Source organism: Nocardioides sp. (assembly GCF_031422975.1).
Classification (GTDB): domain Bacteria; phylum Actinomycetota; class Actinomycetes; order Propionibacteriales; family Nocardioidaceae; genus Nocardioides.
Window position 1 is genome coordinate 1 of sequence record NZ_JANPEO010000560.1, and the last position, 11,059, is coordinate 11,059.

Consider the following 11,059-nt stretch of genomic DNA (forward strand, 5'->3'; position numbering starts at 1 on the left):
GATGGTGTCGTTCCTGGCCGACCTCACGGAGTCGGCCACCGCCAAGGGCGCGGTCGTGCGCGGAGCGACCGGGACCGGTCGCAAGGTCGGTTTCTGAGCATGACGACGCGCTGGGCAGTGGCCGGCACGGGCTCGATGGCGGAGGCGTTCCTCGCCGACTTCACGCACGTGCCTGACACCGAGGTCGTGGCGGTCGGTTCGCGCTCGGGCGAGCGGGCGCGCGAGTTCGCGTCGAGCCACGGCATCGCCGAGGGCTGCACGTACGCCGGCCTGCTCGTCTCGGCTGTCGACGTCGTCTACATCGCCACCCCGCACCCGCAGCACCACGCCCTGGCCATCGCCGCCCTCGAGGCCGGCAAGCCGATCGTGGTCGAGAAGGCGTTCACTGCCTCGCTCGCCGACACCCGGGAGATCGTCGACCTCGCCCGGGCGCGGGGAGTGTTCTGCATGGAGGCCATGTGGACGCGGTTCCAGCCGGCCGTGGTGAGGGCCAAGCGGCTCGTCGCCGACGGTGCGATCGGTGACGTGATCGCCGTCCAGGCCGACCTCGGCGCCTATCGCGGCTACGACCCCGCCTCGCGGCTGTTCGCACCCGAGCTCGGGGGCGGTGCCACTCTCGACCTCGGGGTCTACGTCATCTCGATCGCCCAGCACTTCCTCGGCACGCCGGACTCCGTCACAGCCAGTGGGACGCGCTACCCCAACGGGGTCGATGCCAGTGCCGTCATCCAGCTGTCGTACGCCGACGGGCGTGCCGCGTCCCTGGCGTGCGCGCTCACCACGGAGTCGCCCGGTCGGGCCGTCGTCTGGGGCACCGGCGGTTCCATCGAGATCGCCCCCCGCTTCCACCACCCGACCCGGCTCGTCGTGCGCCGCAACGGAGCCGACGCGGAGACCCTCGATCTTCCGGTCCGGGGACGGGGCTACGTCCACGAGATCGACGAGGTCAACCGCTGCCTGGCGGCCGGGCTCACGGAGTCGCCGACCATGCCACTCGCCGACACCGTCGACGTGCAGTGGGTGATGGCGCAGACGCTGGCGCAGATCAGTCGGTGACGCGCCCGCGCATCGACTTGAGGTGACCGCGTTCCTTCTTCGCCTTGAGCCGACGCTCCTTCGAGCCGCGCGTGGGCCTGGTCGGGCGGCGGGGTGGCGCAGGCGGGGCCAGCGCACTCCGGAGGAGATCGGCGAGCCGCTCGCGGGCGGCGCTCCGGTTGCGGTGCTGCGAGCGGTGCTCGGAGGCAGCGATCGCGATCACGCCACCCGGCCAGCGTTGCAGGGCCCGGCGGCGCTGCACGTCGGAGAGCGACGTCGCGGTGCGGAGGTCGTAGTCCAGCTCGACCCGGCTGTCGCTGGTGTTGACCGACTGGCCACCCGGTCCGGGGGAGCGGGAGAAGCGCTCGACGAGGTCGCTGTCGGGGATGACCAGACCGTCGGGCAGGCCCGGTCCGGACGGGACCTTCACCGGCCCCGCTTGCGCCACTCGATGGCCGGGCAGGTGTCCATCACCATCGGCACACCCGCGGCGATCGTCCGGTCGAAGGCCGCCTCGTCGATGACGCCGAGCTGGAGCCACACCGCCTTCGCACCGACAGCCACCGCCTGGTCGGCGAACTCGCCCGCGTGCTCGGAGCGACGGAACACGTCGACCACGTCGATCGGGAACGGCACGTCGGCCAGGGTCGCGAAACCCTGCTCCCCGTGCACGACGGGGGCCGCAGGGTGGATGGGCACGATCCGCTTGCCGCGCGACTGCAGCAGCTGGGCGATCGACCACGCCGTGCGCGACGGGTTGTCGGAGAGGCCCACGATGGCCCAGGTCTCGAGGTCGTCGAGCATCAACGAGAGCGCATCCGGGTCCTGCCAGCCAGATGTCATCTCACGAGCCTAGCGGCGCCCTCACGCCTCGATGCGCTCCAGCAGGAAGACGGGGATGAGGCGGTCCGTCCCTTCGGCGTACTTCGCGTACTGCGGGAAGGCAGCCGCCGAGCGCTCCCACCACAGTGCGCGCTCGTCACCGCTGATCTCGCGGGCGCGGTAGGTGCCGGTCGTGGGGCCGTCCTGGAGGTCGACCACCGGGTCGGCCAGGAAGTTGGCGTACCACGACGGGTTGTCGTCGGCGCCGCCCTTGGACGCGACCGCCGCGTAGACCCCCTCGTGCTCGACCCGCATGACCGGGTTCTTGCGCAGCAGCCCGGACCTGGCGCCGCGCGAGGTGATCACCACGATCGGTCTGCCCATGACCTCGTTGCCGTCGGCTCCTCCCGTGGCCTCGTACTTCTCGACCTGCGTGCGGACCCACTCGGTGGGGCTGGGTGCATACCTGCCCTGCAATGTCATGGCTCCACTCTGTCTCGTTGGTGGGCGCGGTTCAACGGCGGAGATTACTCCTACGTAGAATCCGGCGCCATGAGCGACTTCTACGCCCTCCCCGAGGAGCACCAGGCCATCCGCGAGGCCGTCCGCGCACTCTGCGACGCGAAGGTTGCGCCGTACGCCGCCGCTGTGGACGAGGAGGCTCGCTACCCGCAGGAGGCGCACGACGCGCTGCAGGCTGCCGACTTCCACGCCCCGCACGTGCCCGAGGAGTACGGCGGCGCCGGTGCCGACGCGCTCGCGACCGTGATCGTGATCGAGGAGGTCGCCCGGGCGTGCGTCTCCTCCTCGCTGATCCCTGCCGTGAACAAGCTCGGGTCGCTGCCCGTCATGATCGGCGGTGGCGAGGAGATCAAGGAGAAGTACCTCACCAAGCTCGCCGCGGGCGAGGGTGGCTTCTCCTACTGCCTCTCCGAGCCCGACGCCGGCTCCGACGCGGCGGCCCAGAAGACGACCGCGGTCCGCGACGGCGACCACTACGTCCTCAACGGCGTGAAGCGCTGGATCAGCAACGCGGGCGTCTCCGAGTTCTACACGACCCTCGCGGTCACCGACCCGACGCTGCGCACCAAGGGCATCTCGGCCTTCGTGGTCGAGAAGTCCGACGAGGGGGTCTCGTTCGGGGCGCCGGAGAAGAAGCTCGGCATCAAGGGGTCGCCGACCCGCGAGGTCTATCTCGACAACGTCCGCATCCCGGTCGACCGGATCATCGGTGCCGAGGGCGAGGGCTTCGAGATCGCCATGAAGACGCTCGACCACACTCGCATCACCATCGCCGCACAGGCCGTCGGCGTCGCCCAGGGCGCCCTGGACTACGCCCTGGGCTACGCCCAGGAGCGTCAGCAGTTCGGCAAGTCGATCGCCGACTTCCAGGGCCTGCAGTTCCTGCTCGCCGACATGGGCATGAAGGTGGAGGCCGCTCGCCAACTGACCTATGCCGCCGCGGGTCGCTCCGAGCGCGGCGACCGGGACCTGACGTTCTTCGGTGCCGCGGCGAAGTGCTTCGCCTCCGACGTGGCCATGGAGGTGACCGTCAACGCCGTGCAGGTGCTCGGTGGCTACGGCTACACCCGCGACTACCCGGTCGAGCGGATGATGCGCGACGCCAAGATCACCCAGATCTACGAGGGCACCAACCAGGTCCAGCGGATCGTGATGGCCCGCCAGCTCCTCGCGGGAGTGCAGTCGAAGCTCTGAGCCCGCTCATGCTGCAGGGGTGAGACCGGGGCGAGGCTCCAGCGTGCCGCTGGGGACGTCGAGGAGCCGATCGCGGAGTCGGCGCAGGATGCTCGACAGCAGGCGCGACACCTGGGTCTGCGTCACGCCGAGCTGCTCGCCGATCTCGCTCTGGGTCGCGCCCTGGAGGAAGCGAAGCTCCAGGATGCGACGCTCGCGCGCTGAGAGCTCACGCACGAGCGGGCCGAGCACCACCCACGCCTCGGCGCTGTCGAAACCCGCCTCCCGCTGCGCCAGTCGGTCGTACGGCGACTCGCCCCCCGTCACGATGGCATCCAGTGAGTCGACCCTGAAGAACCCGCTGGCCGACACCGCCTCGATGACCTGGTCGACGTCCACGGCGAGGTGCGAGGCCAGCTCGCTGGGCCGCGCGGCACGGCCGAGCTGCTGCACGAGGACATCGTGGGCCGCGTTGATGCCGGCCTGCAGCTCCTGGACGGGTCGTGGCGGTCGCACCATCCAGCCACGGTCGCGGAACCAGCGACGCAGCTCCCCGCGGATGCTCGGGACGGCGAAGCTCAAGAACTCGGTGGCCTTGGCGGGGTCGTAGGCCCGCACCGCCTTCACGAGGCCGAGGGACGCGACCTGGCGCAGGTCGTCGATCTCCACGCCCCGACCCTCATAGCGGCGAGCCTCCTGCAGGGCGACGACGAGGTTGAGCCGAATCACCTCGTCCTCGATCGCGCGACGGGGGCAGGCCGGGTCGGACAGCTGCGCCAGCAGGTCGCTGGTCAGCCTCGAGCGCATCTGGCGCGTGAGTCTTGGTGACGAGGAAGCGGGGAAGGAGGTCAGCGACACGACTCAGATCCTTTGGACGGACCGGTGTGGCTCGCTGCTTGACCACTCGCAGCCATGAAACCAGCGAATCGTGCTCCGGACAAGGTCGCGAAGGCCTCACGAGGTGTTCGTCGGCCGATGCCGGGGTCTGCGTGAGTCCGGCATCGGCCGACCGCCTGGCTGCGGGCGGGAACTCTCAACGGTGCCGTACCCACACGGGCGGGAGCCATGCATGGCGATCGGTTCGGTGGGTACGGGCCCGTCATGACCGACACCCGGCTGCCGCTCGAGGAGGCTCCGTCCATCGTCACGGGCGAGGACCTTGCCGATCTGTTGGGACGCCAGCACAGCGAGCTGCGCACCCTGTTGTGCCGTGTCCCGCTGCTGCACGACGGGGCCCGCGAGGATGTCTTCCTCCGCGCTCGGCGGCTGCTGGCCGTCCATCTCGAGCTGGAGACCGAGCTCCTGCTGCCCGGGCTCGATCGGGTGCCGGCCGACTTCCGTCTGGACGAGGAGGTCGTCGCCGCGGAGCGGGAGGGGTTGGAGTCCATCGACTTCGACGCGGCGCTGGCGAGGGTGGCGGTCGCCTTCCTCCGACACGTGGGGGTGCTGGAGGGGGTGAGGCTGCGGGGGCAGCTCTCGCCCCCCGCAGGAGAGGCCGTCGCGGCCGCGATCAGGTTGTGGGACGGGCGAGGGGACGCCTATCTCGGCAACACTTGGTCGGACATGGTCGCGACGGTCTCCGAACAGGTGGTCAGTGGGGCAGACTCCGCGTCTCGATGAGCTGTCGCGCCACGACGTGCAGCTTGACGTTGGTGTGCTGGGAGTGGCGCCGGAGCACGGCGAAGGCCTGCCCTGCGTCCAGGCCGTGACGCTCCATCAGGATGCCCTGGGCCTGGCCGATCAGGTTGCGCGCCTCGATCGCCCTGAGCAGGTGCTCGGTGCCCCGCGCAGCCTCGAGCGCAACCGCGGCGTGGCGCGCCAGCATGTGCGCGACGTCGAGATCGTGCGAGCCGAAGGCATCGACATCGTGGGCGTAGAGGTTGAGGCTGCCGAGCACCTGGCGCGTGGTGGAGAGCCGAGCCCCGATCATGCTGCGCACCCCGGCGGCGTCGACAGCGGCACACCACGTGGGCCAGCGCGTCTCGGTGCGGACGTCACGGACGATGACACAGGGTCGGTCGGCGATGAGGTCGAGGTCCGGGCCCTCGCCCGCCTCCCACTGGATCAGGTCGAGCTGGGAGACGACGTCGTGGTCGGAGGCGACCGTCTCCACCCGCGACCCCTCGTGCACCAGGATCACGCCCGCGTAGACGCAGTCCAAGATCTGGGCGGCGAACTCCACGATCCGCTCGACGGTCTCGGCGGGGGTCGTGACCTCGTGCAGGTCCACGGCGAGCTCGGCGAACGACTCCGCATCGACGGACAGGGACATCAAGGACCTCCTGAACTGCCCGGTCCTCGGGCTGCGGATATGAATCCCGAGAGCATTCTCTCACGCGCAGGAGCGTGTGCCCCGGCCAGCGCGTCCGGACGGGCCGTGCATTCGGCGGCGCCGGGGCCGGAAGAACAGCAGCCAGGCGGCCGCTATCAGCAGCACCCACGGCGCTGCCTTGAGAACAGCCACCGCGACTAGGATCCCGATCACGACAACCGGCACGAAGGACGGCACCACTGGGCCACGACGAGCGGAGAGAGGCCCTCGCGCGGGAGCCACCGGAGCCACGGCGCGGGGAAGGTCCCAGAACAGCTGGTCCAGATCGGCCCGGGTGCGGGCCGACCAGATGGCGTCGAGCCGTTCGTCGTACTCCTCGTGGTCGAGCCGGCCCGCCGCGAAGTGATCACCCAGGCGGGAGGTCGCGACCTCCCGCTCCGCGTCGCCGATCCGGGGGTCCATCACCGGCTCCGCTCGTCGCCGTCGCCGTCGCCGTCGCTGTCAGCGTCGTCGTTGTCGCTGGCTGCTGCTCCGTCCGCGAGGATGCCGTAGAGGGCGCGCCTGGTGTCGACCAGGACGCCGATCGCGGCCTTGCGCTGACCGTCCGAGCCCTGGGTGACGATCTGCCACACCGCGCTCATCATCTGGCCGATCTCCGACTTGAGGTCTCCCGAGGTGCCCGTGGTGGCGCGCTGCGTGGCGCGCTCGTAGGGCGCCCAGACCGCGCCCAGGTCGGCGGTGTGCGCCTCGACGTACGCCGAACCGTCGCTCGTCAGCTGCAGGGTCTTGCGACCGCGCTCGTCGTCGGTCTCGACCAGGCCCTCGTCCTGCAGCTGCTGGATCGTGGGGTAGACCGAGCCCGGGCTCGGGCGCCAGGCGCCGTCACTGCGCTCGGCGATCTGCTGGATGACCTGGTAGCCGTTGATCGGCTCCTCACGGGCCGCCGCGTCGGCGACGACCGAGAGGATGGCGAGGCGGACGTCGCCGCGCGTGGCGCGCGGGCCCGGGCCGCTGGGCGTCGCGCCGGGTGCGCCCCACCCGAGCAGGCCCTGCACCCACGGCGGGGGACCGCCGTGACCGCCCCCGAACCCGCCACTGCGACGGCGCTGGGCGCCGTCCCAGCCCTGCCAACTGCTGGCGTGCTGCTGGAAGCGCTGCTCCCAGTTCTTGTTGCTCATAGCGTTCTCCCTGTTCCGTCAGTCGCCGTGGTATCGCCAACCTATTGCGATATATCGCGATAGTAGACACGGAACAGTCCAGCGTTCAAGGGGGAACCCCTCAGAAGATCTCCGGCAGGTCGGAGGCGCGACCGGTGAAGGACGGCGAGCGCTTCTCCCGGAAGGCGGCCACGCCCTCCGCGCCGTCGCCGATCGAGGTGTGGAACATCGCCAGCGAGTCGGCGATGTGTGTCTCGAGCGGGTGCGGCGAGGCGGTGCCGGCGTAGATCAGTCGCTTGGCGAGCGCGAGGGCGACGGGGGAGCGGTCGACCACGAAGGAGCGGGCCAGCTCGAGCGCCGCGGGGACCAGGTCCTCGGGCTCGTGGATCGAGTGGACAAGCCGGCCGGCCAGCGCCGCGTCGGCGGTGAGGATGTCTGCGGAGTAGACCCACTCGAGGGCCTGCTGGGTGCCGACGATGCGCGGCAGGAACCACGTGGAGCAGGCCTCGGGCACGATGCCGAGCCGGCCGAAGACGAAGCCGATCCGCGCCCTGCTCGACACGAGCCGCAGGTCCATCGCCAGTGTCATCGTCGCGCCGATACCTACCGCGGCACCGTTGATGGCCGCGATCACCGGCTTGGGGCAGGCGTGGACGGCCAGCGTGACCTTGCCACCGGTGTCGCGGACGCCGCTGTGCCACGGCTCCTCGGTGAGGTGCTCGCGCAGGTCGGCGGGCGTCGGCGACAGCGACGCGTCGAGGCCGAACACGTTGCCCTCGGCCGACAGGTCCATGCCGGCGCAGAACGCCTTGCCGGCTCCAGTGACGACGATCGCCCTGATGTCGTCATCGTCGGCCGCGGCCAGGAAGAACGCCTCGAGCTCGCGCGCCATCGTCACCGTGAACGAGTTCATCGCCTCGGGTCGCGACAGGGTCAGCAGCGTGACCCCGTCGTCGTCGGTCTCGACGGTGAGGGTCTCGTAGGTCACTTCGCGAGTCCGCTCGGCGTGCACAGGTTGTCGGGGATCCCGGCGGTGTCGTCCTCGCTGATGTGCTTGAACAGCGCCGGCGCGCGCTCGGAGTCCCAGTTGACGGCCAGGTCACTGATGGGTACGCCGCAGGTCAGACCGTTCTCGCCGTCCACCCGGGTCATCGCGAACGCAAAGCGGCCCAGCGAGATCGGGCTGGTGCCCTCGCTCACCGAGAAGGACGAGGCCGAGCTGTTCGACAGGTTGAAGTAGCGCAGCGGGTTGATGAAGGTCCACGGCGAGAGGGCCTTGCTGCCGATCGCCGAGACCACCTCACGCTGGTGGGCCGCACGGTCGATGTCGCCGAGGTTGGACGTGTGCCGCGAGCGGGCGTAGCCGAGCGCCGTCTTGCCGTCGGCCTCCTGGCAGCCCTTCTTGATGTCCAGGTTGGCGAGCGGGTCCTTCATCGCGGACTTCGGACAGATCTCGACGCCGCCGACCGCGTCGACCATGCCGACGAAGCCGCCGAAGCCGATCTCGACGTAGTCGTCGATCCGGATCCCGGTCTCGTTCTCCAGGGTCTCGATCAGGAGCTTGGGGCCGCCGTAGGCGAAGGCCGCGTTGATCTTGGTCGTGCCGTGACCCGGGATGTCGACGATCGAGTCTCTCGGGATCGACATCAACATGTTGGGGCCGTCGCCGGTGTGCAGCAGCATGATCGTGTCGGTGCGCTGGCCGACCTCACCGCCGGTGCCCAACTCCTTGCGCTGCTCCTCAGTGAGGTCGTCGCGCGAGTCGGAGCCGACGATGAGGTAGGTGTTGCCCGCCTGCTCGCCGGGCCTGTCGCCGTCCGGCATCGCGTCGATCTTGTCGACCTTGGACCACGCCCAGAACGGCACGGCGATCATGAAGACCAGCCACAGCAGGATCAACAGCTTCACGAAGCCGAAGCGGAAGCGGGGCAGCCGACGGGACCGGGCCGGCTTCGGCGGCGGGGCTGCGCTCGCCGTACGCGTGCCGCCACCGGGCGGGCGGCCGGACGAGCCGGCCGCGCGAGGCTGGGCCGGCAGCACGCGTGTCTCGTCCGGGCGGGCTCCCGGCTGGTCCTGCTTCGGCACCATCCGAGTCGCGTCATCGGGGCGCGCGGTCCCGCGGGAGCCGTAGAGCCAGTCGTATTCGGGGGTGCCCTCCTCGGGACCACCCTTCCCGGGGGGAGGTTGTGCCATGTCCGTGACGCTACCGTGCGCGCATGAGTGAACCGCTCACCGCGCATCCGGTGTCCTTCTCCCGTGTGTCCCTCGCGATCGTCGCCGGCTCGACGCACGCCAACCTGCTCGGCAACGTCCACGGCGGCGAGATCATGAAGCTGGCCGACTCCACCGCAGGCGCGACGGCCTATCGCCACAGCGGGCGCCCGGCCGTCACCGCGGCCATGGACGAGATGACCTTCCTGGCGCCGGTCCACGTCGGCGACATCATCAAGACCTATGCCGAGGTCAACTGGGCCGGCCGGTCATCGATGGAGATCGGGGTCCGGGTCGAGACCCAGCCGTGGGGCAATGCCTCTGATGAGCCGCTGCACGTGGCCAGCGCCTACTTCGTGTTCGTCGCCATCGACGAGAGCGGCCATCCGTGCGCGGTGCCGGGGCTGGTCGCCGAGACGCCGACAGAGGTTCGCCGCCTGCGCGAGGCCGAGATCCGCCGCGCCCACCGGCTCGCGCGCAAGATGGAGATCGATCAGGGCCGCGACTGACTGATGACCCGGCCTGGCGAGCCGCTGGGCGACCCGTCCGGAAGCTCCGGCGCGTCGGAGCCGGCTGTGACGGGTGTGACTGGTGATACTGGGCCTGCTGACTTCCCCCAGCAGAGGAGCACCACCTGATGCCGCCCGCATCTTCCCCCGGGTCGCAGGTCGCCCGGTTCACGACCCTGGACCGCGCACAACGCGTCCGCTTCCGCCGCGCCGTGGCGCTGATGTTCATGACCGTGCTGCTCCCCGGCTCGGCCCAGCTCGTCGCGGGCAACCGTCGGGTGGGCCGGATGGCGATGCGCGTCTGGATTGCGCTGGCCGTGACCTTGGTGCTGTCGGTCGTCATCTCCTACTTCTCGCACGGCTTCGCCTTCTGGGCGATCTCCAACACGCTCGTGCTCGGCCTGGTCCGTGCGGCGCTGATGGCACTGGCCATCGGCTGGGCACTGCTGTTCATGGACGCGTGGCGGCTCGGGCAGCCGCTCGGCCTGCAACAGCGCCAGCGACTCGCGGTGGTGGGCGTCAACGGCGTCCTGTGCTTCTCCGTGGCCGGCGCGCTCCTCTTCGGCGCGCACATGGTCGGCGTACAGCGCCAGTTCATGATCACCATGTTCGGCGACGGGGAGGTCGTGGGTGCCCACGACGGTCGCTTCAACATGCTGCTGCTCGGCGGGGACGCCGGCGCTGGCCGCTGGGGGCTGCGGCCCGACTCGCTGACGATCGCGAGCATCGACGCCCGCACCGGCAAGACGGTCCTGATCGGGCTGCCGCGCAACATGGCCAACTTCCCCTTCGCGGAGGGCTCGGTGATGGCCAAGCAGTTCCCTCGGGGCTTCGACTGCGACGAGTGCTACCTCAACGGCGTCAGCACCTGGGCCGGCGACAACACCGAACTCTTCAAGGGCTCCAAGACCCCCGGCGTCGACGCCACGGTCATGGCCGTCGAGGGCATCACCGGTCTCGAGATCAACTACTGGGCGATGGTCAACCTCGCCGGCTTCCGCAACCTCGTGGACGCCGTCGGCGGCGTGACCCTGACCGTCCGCGACCGCATCCCGGTGGGGCTGCCGTCCGACGACTTCTACCGCTTCATCGAGCCCGGCACCCGCAAGCTCGACGGCATGGACACCCTGTGGTTCGCCCGCGCCCGCGACGGCTCCGACGACTACTCGCGCATGGCCCGGCAGAAGTGCGTGATGAACGCGATGCTCCAGCAGATCAGCCCCCAGGACGCCTTGCGCAACTTCTCCAAGATCGCCGCGGCATCATCGGAGATGATCTCGACCAGCGTCCCCAAGAGCGAGGTCGACACGTTCCTCGACCTGGCGATCAAGGCCAAGGCGCAGAAGATCGGCACCGTC

The 11,059-nt window shown here is 70.1% G+C and carries 14 protein-coding genes; 5 read left to right on the forward strand and 9 right to left on the reverse strand.

Annotated features, from left to right (window positions below):
* The first annotated feature begins 99 nt into the window (after positions 1–99).
* Positions 100–1,056, forward strand: coding sequence for a Gfo/Idh/MocA family oxidoreductase (locus tag RMO85_RS16705; protein ID WP_310529849.1), 957 nt, complete (start codon positions 100–102; stop codon positions 1,054–1,056).
* Here the strand turns inward: RMO85_RS16705 and arfB are convergent.
* Genes arfB through RMO85_RS16720 form a run of 3 tightly spaced genes read right to left on the reverse strand, consistent with a single transcriptional unit; the run spans position 1,046 to position 2,340 of the window.
* Positions 1,046–1,465 carry an alternative ribosome rescue aminoacyl-tRNA hydrolase ArfB gene (arfB, locus tag RMO85_RS16710; protein WP_310529850.1) on the reverse strand — a complete coding sequence of 140 codons (420 nt, stop codon included), beginning with the start codon at positions 1,463–1,465 and terminating at the stop codon, positions 1,046–1,048. The genes RMO85_RS16705 and arfB overlap by 11 nt on opposite strands.
* The gene (locus tag RMO85_RS16715; RefSeq protein WP_310529851.1) at positions 1,462–1,878 is read right to left on the reverse strand and encodes a CoA-binding protein; all 417 of its coding nucleotides are present in this window, start codon (positions 1,876–1,878) and stop codon (positions 1,462–1,464) included. The genes arfB and RMO85_RS16715 overlap by 4 nt, the downstream gene beginning before the upstream one ends.
* A 21-nt stretch (positions 1,879–1,899) precedes the next feature.
* Positions 1,900–2,340 (reverse strand): nitroreductase family deazaflavin-dependent oxidoreductase, encoded by a 441-nt coding sequence (locus tag RMO85_RS16720; protein ID WP_310529852.1) that lies wholly within the window; start codon positions 2,338–2,340, stop codon positions 1,900–1,902.
* A gap of 69 nt (positions 2,341–2,409) precedes the next feature.
* Here RMO85_RS16720 and RMO85_RS16725 point away from each other — a divergent pair, with 69 nt between their 5' ends.
* Positions 2,410–3,573, forward strand: coding sequence for an acyl-CoA dehydrogenase family protein (locus RMO85_RS16725; RefSeq protein ID WP_310529853.1), 1,164 nt, complete (start codon positions 2,410–2,412; stop codon positions 3,571–3,573).
* Between the two features lie 6 nt (positions 3,574–3,579).
* Here the strand turns inward: RMO85_RS16725 and RMO85_RS16730 are convergent, their stop codons facing one another.
* On the reverse strand, positions 3,580–4,359 hold the full coding sequence (locus RMO85_RS16730) for a sigma-70 family RNA polymerase sigma factor (RefSeq protein WP_310529854.1): 780 nt from the start codon (positions 4,357–4,359) through the stop codon (positions 3,580–3,582).
* A 294-nt stretch (positions 4,360–4,653) separates the two neighbouring features.
* On the opposite strand from RMO85_RS16730, the gene RMO85_RS16735 reads away from it, so the two are divergent.
* Positions 4,654–5,172, forward strand: coding sequence for a hypothetical protein (locus RMO85_RS16735; RefSeq protein WP_310529855.1), 519 nt, complete (start codon positions 4,654–4,656; stop codon positions 5,170–5,172).
* Here the strand turns inward: RMO85_RS16735 and RMO85_RS16740 are convergent.
* The 5 genes from RMO85_RS16740 to RMO85_RS16760 all read right to left on the reverse strand — a co-directional run bounded on the left by RMO85_RS16740 (position 5,144) and on the right by RMO85_RS16760 (position 9,174).
* A complete protein-coding gene (locus RMO85_RS16740; protein ID WP_310529856.1) occupies positions 5,144–5,824 on the reverse strand; it encodes a GAF and ANTAR domain-containing protein in 681 nt (226 codons plus the stop codon). The two genes, RMO85_RS16735 and RMO85_RS16740, sit on opposite strands and share 29 nt — an antisense overlap.
* Positions 5,825–5,884: 60 nt before the next feature.
* Positions 5,885–6,286 carry a DUF1707 domain-containing protein gene (locus tag RMO85_RS16745; protein ID WP_310529857.1) on the reverse strand — a complete coding sequence of 134 codons (402 nt, stop codon included), beginning with the start codon at positions 6,284–6,286 and terminating at the stop codon, positions 5,885–5,887.
* A complete protein-coding gene (locus RMO85_RS16750; protein ID WP_310529858.1) occupies positions 6,286–7,002 on the reverse strand; it encodes a PadR family transcriptional regulator in 717 nt (238 codons plus the stop codon). The genes RMO85_RS16745 and RMO85_RS16750 overlap by 1 nt, the downstream gene beginning before the upstream one ends.
* Before the next feature lie 100 nt (positions 7,003–7,102).
* Positions 7,103–7,969, reverse strand: coding sequence for a crotonase/enoyl-CoA hydratase family protein (locus tag RMO85_RS16755; protein ID WP_310529859.1), 867 nt, complete (start codon positions 7,967–7,969; stop codon positions 7,103–7,105).
* The gene (locus tag RMO85_RS16760; protein ID WP_310529860.1) at positions 7,966–9,174 is read right to left on the reverse strand and encodes an LCP family protein; all 1,209 of its coding nucleotides are present in this window, start codon (positions 9,172–9,174) and stop codon (positions 7,966–7,968) included. Before RMO85_RS16760 ends, RMO85_RS16755 begins: the two co-directional genes overlap by 4 nt.
* A 23-nt stretch (positions 9,175–9,197) precedes the next feature.
* Here RMO85_RS16760 and RMO85_RS16765 point away from each other — a divergent pair, with 23 nt between their 5' ends.
* The gene (locus RMO85_RS16765) at positions 9,198–9,701 is read left to right on the forward strand and encodes an acyl-CoA thioesterase (protein WP_310529861.1); all 504 of its coding nucleotides are present in this window, start codon (positions 9,198–9,200) and stop codon (positions 9,699–9,701) included.
* Between the two features lie 128 nt (positions 9,702–9,829).
* A partial coding sequence (locus tag RMO85_RS16770) for an LCP family protein (RefSeq protein ID WP_310529862.1) occupies positions 9,830–11,059 on the forward strand: 1,230 nt, incomplete at its 3' end.